Genomic DNA, 19803 nt, shown 5'->3' on the forward strand with positions numbered 1-19803 from the left:
TGGACGGTGGCACGGTTAGGCTCGCTGGCGTCGTAGCGCTTCGTTTGAGCAGTGGCGACACGCCTCTTTCCGGCGTTCTGATGCTGATCGGTATCGGCCTGATCGCGATACCGCTGAGCTCGCGCCGGCGCCTTGCCCTGGTGCTGATCGCGGCGCTGGCAATGACCGCGGGAATCGCCGGGTGCGGTGGCAGCAGCAGTAAGCCGGGAATAGCAGGAACTTCCACCCAAGCGGTAACCGCGGTGGCCGTAACAGCTCCCTCGGGGCCTGTGGGTGTCAGCGGCCTGCCAGCCTCGCTTGGCCAGGTTTCCGTCTTGTGAGGATGGTAGCGAAGCCGGTAGCCGAAGAGCTGGATGCGACAGTTTAGCGGGTCCGGATCATTGGTTCGCTTCGGGCAATCGATCTCGGGGCGAACCAACCCATTACCAGGCAAACAGAGAATGGAAAGCCACCGCGCCGAAGGCCGCGCGCTGCTGGCCTGGGCAGCCGAGGGACTCAAGCTCAACCGCACGCGAGGTTGCCCGCGAGCTGGCGAGCACCAGGGGTTATGATTCCGAGGGAAAGCGCTCCTGAAAGGGTAAACATCCGCACGGCCTTATAGTCCGCTCCCTATTTACTGGACCTGACGGGTGTGGAGACGCAGAGCGGAGAGGACATCGTCGAGGTCGGTCTCGGCCAGCGACGGGCGGATCAAGTCGGCCTGCGCCAGCATCTCCGGGGCGCTAGTATGGGCGATCGCGAGCACCTTCATGCCTGCTGCGTGAGCGGCTTCGATGCCCGCCGTGGTATCCTCGACCACCAGACATTGTCGTGCTTGTATTTCTGCTCCCAGGCGCTGATTAAGGCGCATCAGCGCGAGCTGAAATAGGGCAGGGTCGGGCTTGCCGCACGCGACGTCATCGGCGCTGGCCACGGCCACGAAGCAATCGGCCAATTCCATCCGGCGCAAAATCAATTCGGCTTCATGACGAAGTGTCCCGGTTGCCAGGGCCAGCGGGAAACGCGCGGCGCAGTTGCAGACGAAGCGGTGGGCGGCGGGATAGAGCAGATTGGCGCCGTCGATCAGCTCCAGGTAGCGGCGTGCCTTGCGTTCGACCATTGCGGCTACGATTTCAGAACTGGACGGATGCCCCCGCTCACGTAGCATCAATTCGAAACATTCGCGATCGGTAAAATGAATTAGCCGGCGGAAGTAGTCCTCGCGCGCAAGCTCGATCCCTTCCTGGGCCAAAACTTCGGCGATACCGGTGAAATGCATCGGTTCGGTATCAACCAAGGTGCCGTCAAGATCGAAAACAATCGCAGCGACGGTGTCCATCATGCTTTTATGGCGAACCAGGGCGCTCAACTCACCGGCAGGCTGAAGCGCGCGCCCCAGGCATGGACCCGCAGCGGCTCGATTCGGACCATGAGGTTGGTTTCCCGACTGAGCGGCATGGTCCGGTACTGCGGGTACCGGTCGCGCAAATTGCGCAACGCCTCCATGTACTCCTCCTGCTCCTCGACTACTTGGGCTCGGCCCGCCACCAGGACGTAGGCAAGCTGGCTCCAGTCTTCCTCGTAATGGTCGATCAGCAGGGCGATTTGCGCGTTGGCCGTGATGTTGCGCATCCGCTTGAGCTGCAAACCGCGCTGCCGTTTGGGTTTTTCGTCGATCACAAAATAAAAATTGCTGCCATCAAACCAGTAACATACCGGGATCGCGTGTGGCAGGCCCTCGGGAGTGGCGGTAGCCAAGCGGGCCACGCGCGCCAGCGAGACAAAAGCGCGGATGGCCGGCTGCTGAAGCACAGCGATTCCATCGATCGCCATCGTCAACCCACAGTCACAACAATTTTGCGCAGGTCTGGATCAGCGGCGGTTGGGTGTGTTGGCTCCAACAGCGCGGCCAATGCTCGTGCGCTCAATGCTTTGCGGGCAATTTCGACGGGGTTAGAGCGCGTCAGGCTGACGGCCGGTTCGTTCATCCAGTCTAGCGCCATTAAGTTAGATTTCACCGATAACGGGTAAAAAGTTATCCTAGCTGCAGCCTCCCGTCCATCGAGTTGCCGTGGCGGCGGCGATGCGGCCAGGATCTAGACCGGCCGGCTATGCAATCCAATACGCCGCGCAAATGTGCTAGACTCAAATGGTAGGTGCGGTCCATGGCAAATCCTGAAAATATATGGTTGGAAGCGCAGCGCTCGCTGGAGCGCGGCAAGCCGTTCGCGCTAGCTACCGTGATCAACGTGCGCGGTTCCACCCCGCGCGAGGTGGGGGCCAAGATGCTGGTGCGCGACGACGGTCAGGTGGGGACGATCGGCGGCGGATGCGGCGAGGCAGAAGTGTTTCGCAAGGCCCGCCTGCTGCTTGAAGAGGGCAGCGGGGCGCGAATGGCCGAGGTCGATTTGACGGGCGATTTCGACCAGGAAGAGATCGGCACTTGCGGCGGGATCATGGATGTTTTCATCGATCGCTGGGAACCTGGCCGCGATCTACCGGTGGTCCAGCGGATGGCGGAGGCGGTGCGCAAAAGCCAGCCGCTGGCTTTGATAACGATGATCGAGCCCACGGCTCCTCAAGAGCCGGTGCGCAGCATAATCGCGCCTGACGAGGCTCCTGGGCTGCCGCTCGAGATCGCGCCGGAGTCGGTCCGGCAACTCGAAGATCTGACTCGGCGCGCGTTGCCCGGACTCTTGGATATAGGTCAAGACGGAAAACTCACCGCGACTTATCGTACCAGCGAGGAGCATGCGCAACTTTTCGTGGATCCGCTACCCGGCGCGCAGCGGCTGGTGATCGCGGGAGCGGGGCACGTCGGTCAGGCACTGTGTCGGGTGGCGGCGCTGCTCGGTTTTCACGTCACGGTAATCGACGACCGCGCTCAGTTCGCCAATTTCGAGCGGTTTCCTGAGGCCACCGATGTGATTGTGCGTTCGTTCGAAAAAGCAATTGGCGCGCTCAAGTTGGATCGCAATTGCTATGTGGTCGCGGTCACCCGCGGCCATTCCTATGACGAGATAGTCTTGCGGGAGACTCTCAAACAGGAGCCGGGCCCCGGTTATTTGGGGATGATCGGCTCGCGCCGGCGGGTCAAAGCCACCTTGGAGCGACTGGAGCGTGACGGCTTTAATCCCGCCCGTCTGGAGCAGATCCACGCACCGATCGGGCTCGACATAGGCGCGGAGACGCCCGAAGAAATCGCCATTTCGGTAATGGCCGAAATTGTTCGCGAGCGCCGGCTGGGGACTCGTGATGCCAGTTCGATGGGGGTCAAGCTTGGCCGCTTGAAACCGGCGCTCTCCCGCGCGTCGTGAGCACGCCGGCTTCGTTGGAAGGCGTATTACTGGCGGCTGGCGAATCGCGCCGCATGGGTTATCCCAAGGCGCTGCTTACCTTGGAGGGCGATACTTTCATTTCCCACCTGACCCGTCGGATGCTAGCCGTCGTGCCCCGCCTTATCGTCGTGGTGGGGGCTTATGGCGAATTGGTTCACGCGGCTGTTCCCGCCGACCGCCGCATCCGAGTAGTGATCAACCCCAATTTTCGGGCCGGCCAGTTGTCCTCGCTCAAGTGCGCCCTGGCGGCGGTCCATCCCAACAGCGTTGGTATTATGCTTCATCTTATCGACCATCCTCTGGTCGCCACGCAAACCTTCGAGCGGATGAGCGAGGAATTCATGGGCTTGGCCCGCCCGATCGTGATCGCGCGCTACGCGGGCAAGCGGGGCCATCCGGTGATTTTTGGTCGCCCGCTCTTCGAAGAGTTGCTGGCAGCGCCGCTGGACAGGGGTGCGCGGGTGGTGGTCGATCGCGACCCAGCCCGAGTCGCTTATGTCGATGTCCCAGATGCTGGTGTGACCGCGGATTTGGATACGCCCGCCGACCTCGCCCAGGCTGGGTTGGCCCCACCCCCAAAAATTGATGGTTAGTCGCTGCCGGCCATCTCGCGCAGTTCCTTGGTCGCTTCGGTAGCGACCGAAGGATTGGTGGCGCCGGCGTCGGCGGCTTGCTTGAGGTATTGGATCGCCTGATCGCGATCGCCGTTATGCGCCAACAGTTCACCTAACCGCAGCGCGGCAAAGCTAGAATGGGGGTCGAGTTTGTAAGCCTTCTCGTAATAGGGTAGCGCGTCCGAATAGCGCGGCGGCTGAAAAGACATGTAGGCTTCACCGATATTGAGATAGGCGCTTATCTGATCGGGATGGTACTTGATCAACTTCTTGTAGACCTGTACCACGTGGTCGAAGTCCTCGCGCGAGTCATAGTAAAGCCCCAGGTAGATGTAAGCTTGATCGTCGGTCGGATCGATATCGGTGGCCTGCCAGAGCATCTTGACCGCCTGGTTGCTGTCGGTGAGCTGGATGGCGGCGTTGACCAGGGACTGGGCTTTGGCGCGGCTGGCGTCGTCCGCCCGGGCGCTGGCGGCGCAGGTCACGGCCAGGAACGTCAGGGCCAGGATCTGTACCAGGATGGATTTTCCCGTCATTCTTGTCCCTCACGAATCGTGACACGAAAACCTGTGCTTTCAAAGCCGTCCGAGTGATGTCGAGAGTGCCGCTGGAACATTTTCTTCCGGGGACTCCCCGCCTGCATTATCTGGAGTGGAACCCGGCTGGGGCGCCTACGATAGTTCTGCTCCACGGAGGATCGGCCAACGGCTGGTGGTGGCAGGCGGTGGCCGACCAAATCGGCCCGCGCCCGCGCCTGCTGGCCCTGGATCAGCGCGGCCATGGCGATAGCGATTGGGTTGCGCCACCGGCCTACGCGCCCGCCGACTATGTCGCCGACTTGCATCGACTGGTGGGCGCCTTGGCATTGCGCGCGCCAATCATAGTGGGGCATAGCCAGGGCGGAATCAACGCTCTGGCGTACGCCGGTACCCATCGCGACGTTGCCCGGGCGGTAGTCGCGATCGACTCACCGTTGCGTTCGTCGCCCCAGCGCGATCGCTTTCTGAAGCGGTTGCGCAGCCTGCCCACGGTGGTTTACGCCGATCTGGCGACCGCACAGGCGCGCTTTCGCTTGATGCCAGACGAGGGCCAGGTGGCCGGCGCGATTCTAGCTGAAATCGCCACTCGCAGCGTGCGACCGGTCAGCGGCGGCTACACCTTGAAATTCGATCGCGAAAGCTTTTGGGGGCGCGACGGCATCGACGTCCTCAAGGTGGTGGCCATGATCGAAGTTCCTGTTTTGTTGGTGCGTGCCGAACACAGCCGCCTCATGAGTGCCCAAGCGCTGAACGAGGCAGTGGCCAGCAACCCCTTAGTACGGACCCAGGTAATTCCCGCCGCGTACCACCACGTGTTGCTGGAGCAGCCGGCCGCAGTGGCCGAGTTGATTCGCGGCTTGATCAGTGAATTTGCTTGAAACGTCGAAGGCAGTAGGTTAATCGAGCCGCAGCTCCATACGACGATGGGGAATGCCGGCCTCGATAAAGACGTCCCCGATCGGAGAAAAGCCTTGGCGAGCGTAAAAGCGCTCGACCCCGAGCTGCGCGTTTAGGTAGGCGTAACGGGCGCCGCGTTGGCGGGCGATCTGAAGCAGACGACAAAGCAAGGCGTGCCCTACACCCTGACGGCGTGCGGCGCGCACCACCGCCATTCGTCCGAATTTTACCCGTGCGGCAGAAAACAGCGCACGGGCACAGCCCACCGGCAGCTCTCCGCGCAGGGCAAGCAGATGGAGTGCCTGCGCGTCATGAACATCGCGTTCGAGGCTAGGATCGATGCCCTGCTCAAGGACGAACACCTGCCGGCGCAGCTCGTAACAGGTCGCGCGTTGCGCGCAGTCGCTGGCCACAACGATCCTGAGGCCGGCAGGTGTCATCGCTATAAATCAAGCGCAAGCTAACGCGCTTAGCATTGCCTGAGCATGACCTCAGCCGCCGTAACTCCAGCCTGTTTCCTTAAGAGTCAGGACATCCATTTCCTGCTTAACCCGGGCTGCGATCACCTTGCCCACAACCACGCTGTGATCGCCCAGTTCGTAAAAGCCTACTACCTCGCATTCCACTGCGGCGGGCGCGTCGGAGACGATTGGGAGCCCGGTCTCGCCTTCTTCATAAGCATAGTTGCCGAACTTGCCGTCTTTAGGTTCCACGTGGCGAAAATAGGCGCCCGCGATCGCCTTCTGGCCGGTGCCCAGGATGGATAAACTGAACTTGCCCGAATTTTTGACCAGGGCGTGCGTGCTGGAATCGTTTTTGATACCCACCACTACCAGCGGGGGATGGAAACTGGCCTGGGTGACCCAATTGATAGTCGAGACCGTTTGGGTGTCGCCCTGACGGGCACCCAGCACGAACAGGCCGTATGGAATCATCAACAAGGCGCGTTTTTTGGCATTTTCATCCATGTTTAATAGTCCTCCTGGAGTGCGGCGGTGCTGATTAATCCGCTCAATCAAGCTTACAACAGACTGACCCACGCCCGAAGCTACGCCGAAATGCGCGTGATCGCGAATGGACGGCGGTCCGCGGCGCAGATGTAGGCGTCTTCAGCCTAGCGGTATCCGTAGCCATGAATTCGATGGAACGCAAGCTCGCAACCGGCTAAGAGTAGGGGTGCGATGGCAGAGCAGCCGGATCCAACGGACTTAGCGGCGCGCGCGCTGGTCGAAGCGGTTTATCCGATCGCGCTGACAGGGGCCGGGCTGTCGGTGGAAAGCGGCATTCCTCCTTTTCGCGGACCGGGGGGCTTGTGGACGCGCTTTGGCGAACCGCCCATGAACCAATTCCAGCTCTTTTTGGCAGATCCCAAGGCGGGATGGGAGGAGCGGCTGCGCCGGCGCGGCGAGGAACTCTACCGCGGGTTGGTCGTGGCCCAGCCCAACCCCGGCCATCAGGCCCTGGTTGAGTTGGAGCGTTTAGGGGTGTTGCGCTTTGTAATCACGCAGAATATCGACGATCTCCATCGTCGAGCCGGACAGCAGGCCTTGGCAGAAATTCACGGTAATTATCAACTGACGCGCTGCCTAGAGTGCAATCGCAGATTCCCCGAGGCTGAAATCCAGCTCGACCCGTTGCCGCCCGCGTGTCCAGCCTGCGGTGGGCTGCTCAAGGGCGATACGGTGGCCTTCGGTGAACCTATACCGCGCGACGTATTGGCGCGGTGTGCGTTGGAAGCCGAGCGCGCGGACCTGGTGCTCCTGGCCGGCACTTCGGCTACGGTTTATCCCGCCGCCGGCTTCGCGCTTCAAGTCAGGCAGCGAGGCGGAACCCTCATCGAAGCCAACGTGGAGAAATGCGAAGTCACACCTCTGTGTGCGGTCACGCTCGCAGGACCCACTGCCACGACTCTGCCCAAGCTGGTCCAACGCGTCACCCAATTGCGCCAGCAACGGCTGTCCTGAGGGCTACCAACGCTGCCCCCCGTTCCGCGCTGCGGGGCGCCCTTCGATCATTGCAGGACTCCGGCTTGGCTGGAAAACTTTTCCCTTTAATCCACTTTTCCAGGGTAGTTGCGATTCGCCACGCCCATCCTCAGGGATAAAACCTGCGGTTGAACAAAGCCACCGCCGTAAGGAGACAGCTTCGACGTGTACGATCCCGGGTTGCAGGACGTACGAGGTCGCGAGATACCACGTTATCCCCAGCCCGTGCTTGACTGTGCCTCATTGGGACGTTAGCGTCACATCAGTCGCCAGGTTCACACAACCTTTTAATTCGACCCCGGCGAGGGCGAGAAAGGTGCGGAAATGCGTTTTAAGGGAGCGTTTGGTCTGCCCTGGGTAAGCAACGGCCCAGGGTATTTTTTTGCTCGGGAATTGCGGTGAACGACACCACCCGCAGCCTGATGGACGCCGGCGCGGTTGCCCGCAGCATCAAACGTCTGAGCCATGAAATTCACGAGCATCAGCCCGACCCCTCCCAACTGGTGGTGGTCGGGATCGTGCGGCGGGGTGCGGTACTGGCCAGTCGTCTACAGGGGATGCTGGCCGAGCTGGCCGGACAGGAGGTCGGCCGCGGCACTTTGGATATTTCGCTCTACCGCGACGACCATCGCGACGTCGGCATGGCGCCGCGCCTGCTGGCGCGCGAAACCCCCGCGCTGGAAGGCAAGCATGTGGTCCTGGTGGACGACGTGCTTTATACCGGCCGCACCGTACGCGCCGCGCTGCAAGCGCTGACCGACGCCGGGCGACCAGCCAGGATTGAACTGGCCGTTTTAATCGATCGCGGTGAGCGCCAGTTGCCCATCCGCGCCGACTATGTAGGCAAGAACGTCTCCGTGCCGCGCGAGCAGCGAGTTTACGTGCGATTGGCGGAAATCGACGGCACTGACGCCGTGCTGTTAGGTGCTGCGGTGGACCCGGGCCGGCCGGCTGGGTGATGCTCGCGATGGCGCGACTACCCAAATACGACGTGGTTTCCATCGATGACCTGTCGCTGGCCGAAATCGAGCGCATCTTCGCGCTGGCCGACGAGTTTTCCGCCGATTTAGAGGCTGGCACGCGTCTGCATCGGGCCGACGGCCTGATCATGGCCACGCTGTTTTACGAACCTTCCACCCGTACCCGGCTGAGCTTCGAGTCGGCGATGTATCGTCTGGGGGGTGAGGTGATCAGCTCGCCGGACATGGACGCCAGTTCAGCGGCCAAGGGCGAGAGTCTGGCCGATACCGCGCGCGTGGTCAGCGCCTATGCCGACCTGTTAGTGGTACGCCATCCTTGTGACGGCGCGGCGCGAGTGGCGGCCGAATATGCCCGCTGCCCGCTCATCAACGCGGGCGACGGGAGCCGCGAGCATCCCACCCAGACCCTGTGCGATTTGTACGTTTTGCGCAAAAAAAAGGGGAATTTGCGTGGCTTGACGGTGGCGATCTGCGGCGATCTGAAGTTCGGCCGCACGGTCCATTCGCTCATCTACGCGCTGGCCCGCTTCGGCGCCAACGTACTGGCGGTGCCCAATCGCGGGATGGAAGTGCCTGAGCAGGTTTTGGCGCGACTGGCGACCGAGCGCAACTATAGCTTTTCCACCGTCACCATGAACGAACTCAAGAGCGTCGCCGGCGGTTTGGACGCGCTTTACCTGACTCCCAGCGCGCCCCATCAGATGGCGCTGTTCACAGGCGAGGTGCCGCTGGCGGTACACGCCGGCGCTCCACAGCCGGCTGCTCTGGACGCCTTCTATATGACCCGCTCCCAGCGCGAGCGCCATCCCGAAAGCCTGGACGAAGCCGGCCATTCGGTGCGCTTGGATGCCCGCGCACTGCGCACAGTTCGCACCCAGCAGGCGGTGGTGATGCATCCGCTGCCGCGCACCGACGAGCTGGCCTACGAACTGGACAGCGATCCACGCGCCATTTATTTTGAACAGGCCGCGGCGGGGGTCCCGGTCCGCATGGCGTTGATTGCTTGGATCCTGGAGAGTGCCGGCCACCGCCCGGCACGTGCTCCCAGTCCCTCGGACCTGCGGCTGGCGTCCGAGAGCGCGCCGACATGTGCCAATCCCAAGTGTATCTCGCGGCAGGAGTCGCGCTACCTGCGCGCGCGCTTCAATTTGGTTCTCGACGGCAGCGGTCGCGCTTTGAGGTTGCGCTGCGAATTCTGTGAGCGCGAGTTGTCCCTGGAATATGTGGGGCATGCCACCACTCGCCGCTATTATCGCTACGATGCCGGCTTGCTCGGCTACGTCCGCCAATGGCTTGCTGAACGTTCGCTGGTAGTCTTCGACAGCGTCAAGCAGGCTGAGGAGCAGGGCTACGAGCCCTATCGGCGCGGGCCGCAGCGCGAGGTGATGAACGCCGCCGAGATCGGCCGCGCGATCGAAGCCATGGCGGCGCAACTGGTGCGGGACTTGCCCGACCTGGCACTGGTCACGCTGGTGGGCGTGGTAAGCCACGGTGCGCTGATCGCACTGCGCCTGCGCAAGCTTATCGAAACGCAGACGGGAGTTGGTCCGCCCTGCCTTGCGCTCGACGTTTACCGCGGAGAGGACGCGCTAATCGACCTCGGCGCTCAGAGTGGCGCGGTTGAGGGTCGCATCATCGTTCTGGTCGACGACGTCATTAACAGCGGCTGGACGGTGCAGCGGGCGATGGAGCGGCTGTGGAAGCAGGGCCGGCCGGCGGCGATGAAGTTGGCAGTCTTAATCGATCGCGGCCATCGCGAGCTGCCCATCCGTCCCAACTACGTCGGTCGCAACCTGCCCACCGCACGCAACGAACGAGTCTCGGTGCGACTGAGCGAGGTGCCAGGCGAAAGCAAGTCGCCCGACCGCGCCATGATCTATTCGATGCTCGAGGCGCTGCCCCAGGAGTCGGCGTGAGCAATCTTCTACTCAGCGGCGGGATCGTTCTCGATCCCGCCTCCAAGCTTCAAGCGCCACGCGAAGTGCTTATCGTGGGCGGCACCGTCGAGGCGATTGCGCCTGCCGGCAGTTTCGAATTACCGCCCCAGCTTGAGGTCATTCGGACCGACGGCTGTTGGATCGTACCAGGACTCATCGACGTACATGTCCATCTCCGCGATCCCGGTTTTCCTCTTAAGGAGACGATTGCAAGCGGGCTGCGGGCGGCAGCGGCCGGTGGTTTTACCGGGGTGGCTGCGATGGCCAACACGGAGCCGGTCAACGACACGCCGGCGATCACCCGTTACATGCTGGAGCGGGCGGCCGAGGTTGGCGCTTCGAGCCTGTATCCGGTGGGGGCGGTAAGCGTGGGACTGCGCGGACGTGAAACTTGCGATTACCGGGCCCTGGCCGAGGCTGGAGTGCGATTGTTTTCCGATGACGGGATGCCGGTGGACGATCAGGCCTTGCTTGTGCGCGCGCTCAACGAGGTCAGCGCCCTAGGCCTGACCCTGTCCCTGCACGAAGAGGAACGAGAACTCAGCCGCGCGGGCGCGATCAACCAGGGGGCGGTTGCCCGCGACCTGGGCGTGGGTGGCATTCCCACCGCGGCGGAGAGCGAGCGAGTGCGACGTGACTTGGCGATCGCCCTGGGCGCGGGCTGCCCGGTGCATCTGGCCCATGTCTCCAGCGCTGCCACCCTCGATTTGATTCGGGCCGCGCGGGCGCGCGGCGCCAAGGTCACCTGCGAGGTTACGCCGCATCACTTCAGCCTGTCGGACCAGGCGGTATTAAAGTGGGGTCCTGACGCCAAGATGAACCCACCGCTGCGCGCCAGCGCAGAGGTGGCTGCCATTCGCGCCGCCATCGCCGACGGCACCATTGATATGATTGCAACCGATCATGCGCCCCACGATCGCGCTTCCAAAGGGGGCGAAGTACTGGCGGGGTGCTTTCACGGGGTGCCGCAGCGGCTCAATTCAGAGCAGGCGGCCGCCTTTACCGCCGCCGCTAACGGCGTGGTGGGGTTGGAGACGGCGCTCGGATTGGCGCTGGAATTGGTCGCTGACGGGTTGATTAGCCCGCTGCGCTTGGTTGAAATGATGGCTCTTAGTCCGGCCCGTTTGCTGCGCCTGGACGACGCCGGCGCGCTTTTCGAAGGCGGGCCCGCCGATCTGACGGTGATTGACCCCGGCCTGCGATGGCAGGTGCGAGCCAGTGAATTCCGCTCGCTTAGCCGCAACACCCCCTTCGAGGGGCGCCAGCTCAAGGGGCGGGCGCGGATGACAATCGTAGGCGGCAAGATAGTTTATCAAGCGGTGATGCCGCCTGGACCGGAGGTGTGAAAAGAGTGTCTGTACAGGGTGGTCGGGGTTTTTCGCGACTTTGGGCTCCGCCACGTGCGCGCTACCAGCATTGTGTCGCGGGTTCTTTTCCACGGCGGAAAAACTGGAAACGCGCGTTTACGGAGGCGGCGTGAGTTCGAAGCAGCCAGCGCTGCTGGCCCTGGCCGACGGCCGAGTCTTTCACGGCTTTGCCTTCGGCGCGATTGGCGAGAGCTGCGGCGAGGTCGTGTTCAACACTGCGATGACCGGTTACCAGGAAGTGCTGACCGATCCGTCGTACAAGGGACAGTTGGTCTGCATGACCTATCCCGAGATCGGCAACGTGGGTATCAACCCGGAAGATGCGGAGTCCTCGCGCATCTTCGTCGACGGCTTTATCGTCAAGGAGCACTGGCCGGTCCCTTCCAACTGGCGGGCGCAGATGCCGCTGGATGAATACCTGCGGCAGGCCGCGGTGGTGGGGATCGAGGGTATCGACACCCGTGCCCTGGTGCGCCATCTGCGCACCCACGGCGCACAGGAAGGGATAATTTCCAGCCGGGATCTCGATCCGCAAAGCCTGGTGCGCAAGGCTCAGGCTTCGCCCGGGTTGGTCGGGCGCGATCTGGTCAAGGAAGTGACCTGTCAAGCGGCCTACGACTGGAGCGAGGGCCACTGGGCACTGAATGGCGGCTATCGACAGGCGCAAGCGAAGTCCGACGCTCCGCTGGTAGTCGCGCTCGATTATGGGATTAAGCGCAACATCCTGCGATGCTTGGTCGAGACCGGCTTCCGGGTCAGGGTGCTGCCTGCGCACAGCAGCGCGGCCCAGATCATGGCCCACAATCCCGATGGAATCTTCCTATCCAACGGCCCGGCCGACCCGGCGGCGGTCCCTTATGCCCGTCAGGCGGTGGCCGACTTGTTGGGTAAGCGACCGATCTTCGGTATCTGCCTAGGCCATCAGATCCTGGGACTAGCTTTGGGCGGTCGCACTTACAAGCTGGGTTTTGGCCATCATGGCGCCAACCATCCGGTAAAGGATCTGGCCAGCGGTCGGGTGGAGATCACGGCTCAGAATCACGGTTTCGCCTTGGATGGCGATTCGCTGGCGGGGCGCGCCGCGATTTCGCATGTCAATCTCAACGACCACACGGTCGAGGGGCTGCATGGCCAGGGGCTGCCCTGCTTTTCGGTCCAGTATCATCCCGAGGCCTCGCCCGGCCCGCATGATGCCGCCTACTTGTTCGTACGCTTCCGCCGGCTAGTCGAGGCCTTCACGCGCCACGGTGCGGCGGCTTTGGAACGGGTGATGGAAATGGAAGGGGAGAAGCGCTAGCCGCTCGTGCCACGACGTAAAGATTTGAAATCGCTACTACTCATCGGCTCTGGTCCGATCGTAATCGGCCAAGCCTGTGAATTTGACTACTCCGGAACCCAGGCCCTCAAGGCCTTGCGCGAAGAAGGATTGCGCCTGATTCTGCTCAACTCCAATCCGGCCACCATCATGACCGATCCGGAATTCGCCGATCGTACCTATATCGAGCCGATGACCGTGACCAGCGTGGAGCAGATCATCGCCCGCGAGCGGCCCGATGCATTGCTACCCACCTTGGGTGGACAGACTGCGCTCAACTTGACCCTGGAGTTGGCCGAGGCTGGAGTGCTGGAGCGTCATGGGGTGGAGCTGATCGGCGCCAGTATCGCGGCGATCAAGAAGGCCGAAGACCGCGATCTGTTCAAGCAGGCGATGGTGCGAATTGGGCTTGAAGTGCCCCAATCGGCTGCGGTCCATAGCGTGGCCGAAGCTGAATCAGCCCGTGCGCGGTTGGGCTTGCCGCTTATCATCCGCCCCTCGCGCACTTTGGGTGGCACCGGCGGATCTATTGCGCGCGATGAAACCGACTTGCGGGCCAAGGTGGCTTGGGGATTGGCCGCCTCACCCAGCCACGAAGTGCTGCTGGAAGAATCGGTGGAAGGGTGGAAGGAATTCGAGCTGGAGGTGATGCGCGACCAGGCCGACAACGTGGTCATCGTATGCTCGATCGAGAACCTCGATCCGATGGGGGTGCATACGGGGGATTCGATCACGGTGGCTCCCGCCCAGACCCTGACTGACAAGGAATATCAGATCATGCGCGACGCCGCCCTGCGCATTATCCGCGAGATCGGGGTTGATACGGGCGGCTCCAATATCCAGTTCGCGATCGATCCACGCAGTGGCCGGATGGTCGTTATCGAGATGAATCCACGGGTCTCGCGCAGTTCGGCACTGGCCTCTAAGGCGACGGGCTTTCCGATCGCCAAAATCGCCGCGCGCCTGGCGGTGGGCTATCGCCTTGACGAAATTGCCAACGACATCACGCGTCAGACCCCGGCCTGCTTCGAGCCTACCATCGACTACGTCGTGACCAAGATTCCGCGCTTTACCTTTGAGAAGTTTCCTGGCTCCCTCGACGAGTTGGGACCGCAGATGAAATCGGTGGGCGAGGTAATGGCGATGGGACGGACCTTCGCCGAATCGCTGCACAAGGCGCTGCGCTCGCTGGAAACCAATTCCTACGGCTTGGAGAGCCGGGTTGGCGGGATGACGCGCGAGCAGGCGATGGCCGAGGTGGAAAGCCGTCTGAGCAATCCCAACAGCCAGCGCCTATACTATCTGGCCGACGGTCTGCGCCTGGGAATGAGCGTGGCGCAAGTCGCAAGTTTGAGCCTGATCGATCCCTGGTTCATTGAGGCGATCGAGCGAATCGTGCGCGCCGAGGAGCGGCTGCGCTCGGCGCCTGAGCTGGACAGCGCGCTGCTGCGCGAGGTCAAGAGTCTGGGTTTTGCCGACCGCCGCATCGCCGATTTACGCGGCTTGAGCGAGGCTGAGGTCGCGAGCTGCCGCGAGGCGAGCGAAATCGTGCCGGTATACAAGACAGTCGATACTTGCGGCGCGGAATTCGAAGCTTTCACTCCCTATCTTTATTCGTCCTATGACGGCGAGGACGAGGCCCCGGCCAGCGCGCGTCGTAAAGTGATCATCTTGGGAGCGGGTCCCAACCGGATTGGGCAGGGATTGGAGTTCGACTATTGCTGCGTGCACGCAGCCTTTGCCCTCAAGCAAGATGGTTTCGAGACCATCATGGTCAATTGCAATCCCGAGACCGTCTCCACCGATTACGACACCTCCGACCGATTATATTTCGAGCCGCTGGTGTTTGAAGACGTGCTGGCGATCGCGCGGCGCGAGCAACCGATCGGCGTGATTGTGCAATTCGGCGGCCAGACTCCATTGAAGCTGGCGACGGCGCTGGCGCGCGCCGGGGTGCCGATTCTGGGGACGCCGCCAGACGCTATCGATCGGGCCGAGGATCGTCAGCGTTTCAACGCAATGGTCGCGCGGCTTGGGCTCCAGCAGCCGCGCGGCGCGATGGCCCGCAATCTGGAGGAGGCGGCCGCTTCAGCTCGCGAAATCGGCTATCCGGTCCTGGTACGTCCCTCGTATGTGCTAGGGGGGCGGGCGATGGAGATAGCGCATGACGAGCAGTCGCTGAGCGCCTTTGCCGGCTACGCGCTGGCAGCGTCCGAGGGGCGTCCGCTGCTGATCGACCAGTATCTGGACAATGCCACCGAAATCGACGTCGATGCGATTTCCGACGGCGAGACCGTGGTGGTCGCTGGCATCATGGAGCATATCGAGTACGCCGGCGTACACTCCGGCGACAGCGCCTGCTCTTTGCCCCCGCGCAGCCTGTCTCAGGCGGTGCAGGCCGAATTGATTCGGCAAACCAAGCTGATGGCGCGCGAGCTAGGCGTACGCGGTTTGATGAACGTGCAATACGCCTACTATCGCGGCGACATCTATGTGCTCGAAGTTAACCCACGCGCCTCGCGCACTATTCCTTTTGTCAGCAAGGCGATTGGTGTCCCGCTGGCCAAGCTGGCGGCGCGCGTAATGGCTGGACGCACCCTGCCCGAGTTGGGCTTCACCCAGGAGATCACGCCGCGTCACGTCTCGGTCAAGGAATCGGTTTTCCCCTTCGTGCGCTTCGCTGGTGTCGATACGATGCTGGGACCGGAGATGAAATCCACCGGCGAGGTGATGGGAATCGCGCCCGATTTCGCGATGGCCTTTGCTAAGGCCGAGCTGGCGGCTGGCACCGATTTGCCATTGGCAGGCAACGTTTTCATCTCGGTGCGCGACGGTGACAAGGCGGAGCTCGAACCAATCGTGCGCGGTCTGACCGCGCGCGGCTTTGAGCTTATCGCCACCCGCGGTACGGCGGCCTTTATCAATCGCATGGGAGTGGCCTGCGCGCGGGTGAACAAAGTCGCCGAGGGCAGTCCCCACGTAGTCGATCTGATGCGCGAGGGACAGATCGTGATGGTCATCAACACGCCCGAGCCAGCCACGCGCCAGGATTCCTTTTCGATTCGGCGCACGGCGCTGGAGGCGCGCCTGCCTTATTTCACCACTATGGCCGGGGCCAAGGCGGCGGTGAGTGCGCTAAGTGCGCTGCGAGAGCGGGCGCACAGCGTGACCGCGCTGCAGGATTACCATCGGGCTAACTTCCAGTCTTGAAGCGAAACTAATTGGGCGGAACGCGGCGGTCACAGGCGCCGCTCCGCGTGCTTGTTGGTTCTCACCAACCACGGGCGAGGTTGGCTTCTGAAGCCCTTTGTAAGAGGTGGTCTTAAGGGTTGGCGTCAAGCTTGACCAGATCGTTGTAGAGCTGGTCGATTTCGCGTCCCAAGGTTTCGTAATCGCCGATCAAATCGTGGGCATCCTTGCGGGTCAGATAGAAATTGGGATCTGCCATTTCGCTCGCCAGTTGCGCCCGGCGTGCCTCCTTCGATTCGATCGCTGCTTCCAGATCGCGGCGCGCGCGTGCCACCCGCTGCTGCTTGCGTTGGGCCTCGCGATCGATCGGCTCCCGCTTAACCGCGCCCTTGCCGTTATGGTCGCCGTTGGCTGATACCGAGGTGGCGGCGGAGCGCGCGGCTGAACCTAGGGTGGGCGCGACCGTGCCGGCCGCCATTTGTTCCTTTTTGACCAAGTAGTCGTCGTAATTGCCTAAATAGCGCAGGGCGCGCCCTTGCCCGACCTCGATTACCTCTTCCACCAGTTGGTTGAGGATGTAGCGATCATGGCTGACGATTACCACCGTTCCGGGATAGCTCTGCAGGGCTTCGAGCAGGCTGTCCTTGGCTACGATGTCCAGGTTGTTGGTGGGTTCGTCCAACAGGAGGCAATTGGTCGGCTGAGCTAGGACTTTGGCTAAGGCCAGACGGCCTTTTTCGCCGCCGGATAACACACCGGTGCGTTTGAGTACGTCGTCACCGGAAAAGAGCATCGCGGCCAGCAAATTGCGAACCGCAAGCTGGCTCAGATGGCGAGCACTGTCGCTCAATTCATCAAGCACAGTCTTTTGTCCATCCAGACTGTCACTCAAGTCCTGAGCGAAATAGCCGATCAGAACATTGTGGCCCACCGTGCGCCGGCCCGCGCTGAGCGGCTCGACTCCCGCCAGCAGCTTCATCAGGGTGGATTTGCCCGCACCATTAGGACCGACCAGGGCGATCCTACCGCCGCGTTCGATCGCCAAGTCGATACCCTCATAGACCAGCAGCTCGCCGTAGCGTTTACCCGCGCCGCTCAACTCCAACACCATCCGGCCGCTGCGCGGGGCTTGCGGGAAACGAATCGCAGGCGGCCGATCGGCGCCCAGCGGCGGCTCCAGCCGCTCGATCTTTTCGAGCTGTTTGACCCGGCTTTGAACCAGCTTGGCCTTGGAGGCCTGGGCGCGGAAGCGGCTGACAAACGCCTCGATATGCTCGATCTCTTCGCGCTGCTTTTCGTACGCCGCCATCTCCAGGGCGAAGCGCTCGTCGCGTTGGCGTAAGTAGAGCGAATAGCCACCCTGATATTCGGTCAGTCGGCCGCGACCGACCTCGACGGTGCGCTGGGTAACCCGGTCTAGGAAATAGCGGTCGTGCGAGACCACAATCATGCCACCGGGGTAACTGAGCAGGAACTCTTCCAGCCAGTTGCGGGCTTCCAGGTCCAGATGGTTGGTGGGCTCATCGAGCATCAGGAACTCGGGCCGTTGCAGCAGGAGCTTGGCCAATCCGATCCGCATCCGAATGCCGCCGGAAAACTCGGCCACATCACGACTCAGATCGCTGGCAGTGAAGCCGAGGCCAAACAGAAGGGATTCGGCACGGCTTTGCGCGGTGTAGAAATCGTGGCGCTCCAGTTCGGTCAGGACTTCGCCCAACTCGGCCAGAGCGGCGTCGTGGTCCGGGTGCTGGGGCTGGGCCAGGATCACTTCCAACTCTTGGCGGCGACGGTTCAGTGCGTCGATTTCGTTCAAGGCGGAAAGCGTTTCCACCAACAGCGGACGGCCGCCCATCTCGGGCGTGTCCTGGGCCAGGTAGCCCACCCGGGCTCGTTGCGGCCTGCTGACCCGGCCGCCGTCCGGTGCTATCAGGCCGGCGATAATCTTGAGCAGCGTGCTCTTACCGGCGCCGTTGAGCCCGACCAGGCCAACCCGGCTGTCATCGCCCATTGCCCAGCTCACGCGATCGAAAATCTTGCGATCGCCGTAATGTTTGGTGAGTTCTTCTAAACTAAGCACTTATTTGAATTAAAAACGTGACAATCAATCCTGCCAAGTTTATCGTCAGAACGCCGACTAGGAAAGGCTGGCATAGGCGAAAGCAGTGAACGACTCAAACAAATAGGAAAGAAGCGATCGCAATCGGGACAAGCTCTTTACCAAAAAAAGGAATCGCGGCGAGTTAAGCGCGAGGCTTGATTGTGCCACACTGGCGATGTGAAGGTATTGTCATGGCAACCGTTCACCCCAACGACCGGCTTCTGATTATCGATCGCAAGCTATTCCGCGACGACCTGACCCGGTTCTTTGTCGGCGTGGTGGAGGATTGCGAGGAAGGAGTGGTCCGCATGCACGGCTACTCCTATCATATCAACCCCTATCAGATGGGCTCGGAGAAGCGAGTGGATGAGCGCACCAGGATTGTGTCGCTGCATGGCACCGATCTGTGCTATGTGCTGCCCCGCGAACTCAATATCGCCCAGGTCGCGGTTACCCATACCACCAAGTCCGTGATCCTGTCCGATGGCCAAGCCTGGAGTCTCGATCTGACCGATTACATGACGCGCGCCTGAGCCTGCGTGTAGGGCGCGCGATGGCGGCGGACGAAATCGCTTATGGCCTTGGCGGTGGCGGCGGGATCGTCCAGAGTAATGTGATGGAAGGTGTGGGGCAGCTCGCGCAACTCGGAGCCAGCGATCTTTCGATGCAGCCAGCGCGCCAGCCGGGGAGAGACGATGGTGCTGCCGGCGCCGCGCAAAATCAGGGTGGGAATCTGCACTGCGCGCGGATCGGGAGCGGGGAGGTGCCCGCCGCGCCGGCGCCAGGCTCGGGTCTGCGGATCGAAGCGGAAAGCCCAATGGCCGTTGGGCAGCTCTTCGGCGCTGGCCAGAGCCAGGCGTGCCAGAGTTTCGGCGCTGGCGGTGGTGGCGGTGGGAATCAAATGAAAGCGACGCACGACCGCTTCGGCCGAGGGGAGTTCGGGCCTGCCACCGGTCTGGGCCCGGCGCTGCCGACGCAGCCAGCGCAGGCGCCGCAGCAGGGAAGGGGGAATTCCCGGGGAGTCGGCCAGCACCAGCATCTCCAGCCCAATCAGCTTCCGCGTCGCTACCCAGAGCGCGACCATTCCGCCCATCGAATGGCCGACTAGAACCACCGGAACTTTTAGCTGGCTGAGAAAAGCCTCGGTATCGGCCACATAGCCCTTGGGTCCGTAACTATCCGGCGCGGCCCATTGGCTTTCCCCATGACCGCGAAAGTCCAGCGCCAAAACCCGTCCCTGGCCGGTCAGTGCCGGTGCCACCGCATCCCACCAATGGGTGTTGGCGGCGCCACCATGGAGTAGTACAAAGGTGCCCAGCGCGTCGTCGCCGCCCCAATCGGCATAATGCAGGCGCAGACCATTGAGGGTGATGTAACGGTTTTCGGGGAAAGCAGCAGCGATTGAGGGACCTGGTTCCAGCGCCATGGCGCGATCTTAGACCACCCACGCCCTCGAAACAGCATCGCGCGTGGTGGATGACCGCGCCCCAGCGGAAACTTGTAGTTCTTGCCAGGCGACCTACTTTCTCGCGAAGGCTTGCACGAATGCTCGCTGGGCGTTCGCC

The 19803-nt window shown here is 62.3% G+C and carries 18 protein-coding genes; 11 read left to right on the plus strand and 7 right to left on the minus strand.

Translation table 11 applies throughout. The annotated features are described in order from the left end of the window. The coding region (locus tag VKV28_09295; GenBank protein ID HLH76984.1) for a hypothetical protein at window positions 1-320 on the plus strand (320 nt) is incomplete at its 5' end. Window positions 321-613: 293 nt separating this feature from the next. On the opposite strand, the gene VKV28_09300 is transcribed toward VKV28_09295, so the two are convergent. Then, on the minus strand, window positions 614-1321 hold the full coding sequence (locus tag VKV28_09300) for an HAD family phosphatase (protein ID HLH76985.1): 708 nt from the start codon (window positions 1319-1321) through the stop codon (window positions 614-616). A gap of 23 nt (window positions 1322-1344) precedes the next feature. Further along, a complete protein-coding gene (locus VKV28_09305; protein HLH76986.1) occupies window positions 1345-1812 on the minus strand; it encodes a TIGR03668 family PPOX class F420-dependent oxidoreductase in 468 nt (155 codons plus the stop codon). Window positions 1813-2144: 332 nt separating this feature from the next. Here VKV28_09305 and VKV28_09310 point away from each other — a divergent pair, with 332 nt between their 5' ends. Both VKV28_09310 and VKV28_09315 read left to right on the plus strand, forming a co-directional pair. Then, window positions 2145-3296 carry an XdhC/CoxI family protein gene (locus VKV28_09310; protein ID HLH76987.1) on the plus strand — a complete coding sequence of 384 codons (1152 nt, stop codon included), beginning with the start codon at window positions 2145-2147 and terminating at the stop codon, window positions 3294-3296. 14 nt (window positions 3297-3310) lie between these two features. Continuing rightward, entirely contained in the window at window positions 3311-3910 is a 600-nt protein-coding gene (locus VKV28_09315) for a nucleotidyltransferase family protein (GenBank protein ID HLH76988.1), read from the plus strand. Here VKV28_09315 and VKV28_09320 read toward each other — a convergent pair. Continuing rightward, entirely contained in the window at window positions 3907-4467 is a 561-nt protein-coding gene (locus tag VKV28_09320) for a tetratricopeptide repeat protein (GenBank protein ID HLH76989.1), read from the minus strand. The genes VKV28_09315 and VKV28_09320 overlap by 4 nt on opposite strands. Window positions 4468-4523: 56 nt before the next feature. Here VKV28_09320 and VKV28_09325 point away from each other — a divergent pair, with 56 nt between their 5' ends. Beyond that, complete coding sequence (locus VKV28_09325; protein HLH76990.1) at window positions 4524-5348, plus strand: alpha/beta hydrolase; 825 nt, start codon at window positions 4524-4526, stop codon at window positions 5346-5348. Between the two features lie 18 nt (window positions 5349-5366). Here VKV28_09325 and VKV28_09330 read toward each other — a convergent pair whose 3' ends face one another. Both VKV28_09330 and VKV28_09335 read right to left on the minus strand, forming a co-directional pair. Continuing rightward, window positions 5367-5780, minus strand: a complete 414-nt coding sequence (locus VKV28_09330; GenBank protein ID HLH76991.1) for a GNAT family N-acetyltransferase — start codon at window positions 5778-5780, stop codon at window positions 5367-5369. Between the two features lie 78 nt (window positions 5781-5858). After that, window positions 5859-6335: a flavin reductase family protein gene (locus VKV28_09335; GenBank protein ID HLH76992.1), complete on the minus strand. Its 477-nt coding sequence runs from the start codon at window positions 6333-6335 to the stop codon at window positions 5859-5861. A 213-nt stretch (window positions 6336-6548) separates the two neighbouring features. Between VKV28_09335 and VKV28_09340 the strand changes: the two genes are divergently transcribed. The 6 genes from VKV28_09340 (at window position 6549) to carB (ending at window position 16161) form a co-directional block, all read left to right on the plus strand. Beyond that, entirely contained in the window at window positions 6549-7331 is a 783-nt protein-coding gene (locus VKV28_09340; GenBank protein HLH76993.1) for a Sir2 family NAD-dependent protein deacetylase, read from the plus strand. A 419-nt stretch (window positions 7332-7750) separates the two neighbouring features. Beyond that, window positions 7751-8311 (plus strand): bifunctional pyr operon transcriptional regulator/uracil phosphoribosyltransferase PyrR, encoded by a 561-nt coding sequence (gene pyrR, locus VKV28_09345; GenBank protein HLH76994.1) that lies wholly within the window; start codon window positions 7751-7753, stop codon window positions 8309-8311. Between the two features lie 8 nt (window positions 8312-8319). Beyond that, window positions 8320-10248 (plus strand): phosphoribosyltransferase family protein, encoded by a 1929-nt coding sequence (locus VKV28_09350; protein ID HLH76995.1) that lies wholly within the window; start codon window positions 8320-8322, stop codon window positions 10246-10248. Beyond that, the gene (locus tag VKV28_09355) at window positions 10245-11615 is read left to right on the plus strand and encodes a dihydroorotase (protein HLH76996.1); all 1371 of its coding nucleotides are present in this window, start codon (window positions 10245-10247) and stop codon (window positions 11613-11615) included. The genes VKV28_09350 and VKV28_09355 overlap by 4 nt, the downstream gene beginning before the upstream one ends. Before the next feature lie 130 nt (window positions 11616-11745). Further along, window positions 11746-12933 (plus strand): glutamine-hydrolyzing carbamoyl-phosphate synthase small subunit, encoded by a 1188-nt coding sequence (gene carA, locus VKV28_09360; GenBank protein ID HLH76997.1) that lies wholly within the window; start codon window positions 11746-11748, stop codon window positions 12931-12933. Window positions 12934-12939: 6 nt separating this feature from the next. Then, window positions 12940-16161 (plus strand): carbamoyl-phosphate synthase large subunit, encoded by a 3222-nt coding sequence (gene carB / locus VKV28_09365; protein HLH76998.1) that lies wholly within the window; start codon window positions 12940-12942, stop codon window positions 16159-16161. 112 nt (window positions 16162-16273) lie between these two features. On the opposite strand, the gene VKV28_09370 is transcribed toward carB, so the two are convergent. Continuing rightward, entirely contained in the window at window positions 16274-18217 is a 1944-nt protein-coding gene (locus VKV28_09370) for an ABC-F family ATP-binding cassette domain-containing protein (GenBank protein ID HLH76999.1), read from the minus strand. A gap of 212 nt (window positions 18218-18429) precedes the next feature. On the opposite strand from VKV28_09370, the gene VKV28_09375 reads away from it, so the two are divergent. Beyond that, a complete protein-coding gene (locus tag VKV28_09375) occupies window positions 18430-18771 on the plus strand; it encodes a hypothetical protein (protein HLH77000.1) in 342 nt (113 codons plus the stop codon). Here VKV28_09375 and VKV28_09380 read toward each other — a convergent pair. Further along, window positions 18753-19664 (minus strand): alpha/beta hydrolase, encoded by a 912-nt coding sequence (locus VKV28_09380; GenBank protein ID HLH77001.1) that lies wholly within the window; start codon window positions 19662-19664, stop codon window positions 18753-18755. The genes VKV28_09375 and VKV28_09380 overlap by 19 nt on opposite strands. Between the last annotated feature and the right edge of the window lie 139 nt (window positions 19665-19803).

The organism is Candidatus Binataceae bacterium (assembly GCA_035294265.1).
Classification (GTDB): Bacteria; Desulfobacterota; Binatia; order Binatales; family Binataceae; genus DATGLK01.

Coding starts and splice junctions, on each gene's coding strand:
- VKV28_09310 (HLH76987.1), top strand. CDS start 2,145: ATGGCAAATCCTGAAAATATATGGTTGGAAGCGCAGCGCTCGCTGGAG.
- VKV28_09305 (HLH76986.1), bottom strand. CDS start 1,812: ATGGCGATCGATGGAATCGCTGTGCTTCAGCAGCCGGCCATCCGCGCT.
- VKV28_09325 (HLH76990.1), top strand. CDS start 4,524: ATGTCGAGAGTGCCGCTGGAACATTTTCTTCCGGGGACTCCCCGCCTG.
- VKV28_09350 (HLH76995.1), top strand. CDS start 8,320: ATGGCGCGACTACCCAAATACGACGTGGTTTCCATCGATGACCTGTCG.
- VKV28_09300 (HLH76985.1), bottom strand. CDS start 1,321: ATGATGGACACCGTCGCTGCGATTGTTTTCGATCTTGACGGCACCTTG.
- VKV28_09320 (HLH76989.1), bottom strand. CDS start 4,467: ATGACGGGAAAATCCATCCTGGTACAGATCCTGGCCCTGACGTTCCTG.
- VKV28_09335 (HLH76992.1), bottom strand. CDS start 6,335: ATGGATGAAAATGCCAAAAAACGCGCCTTGTTGATGATTCCATACGGC.
- VKV28_09375 (HLH77000.1), top strand. CDS start 18,430: ATGGCAACCGTTCACCCCAACGACCGGCTTCTGATTATCGATCGCAAG.
- VKV28_09380 (HLH77001.1), bottom strand. CDS start 19,664: ATGGCGCTGGAACCAGGTCCCTCAATCGCTGCTGCTTTCCCCGAAAAC.
- VKV28_09340 (HLH76993.1), top strand. CDS start 6,549: ATGGCAGAGCAGCCGGATCCAACGGACTTAGCGGCGCGCGCGCTGGTC.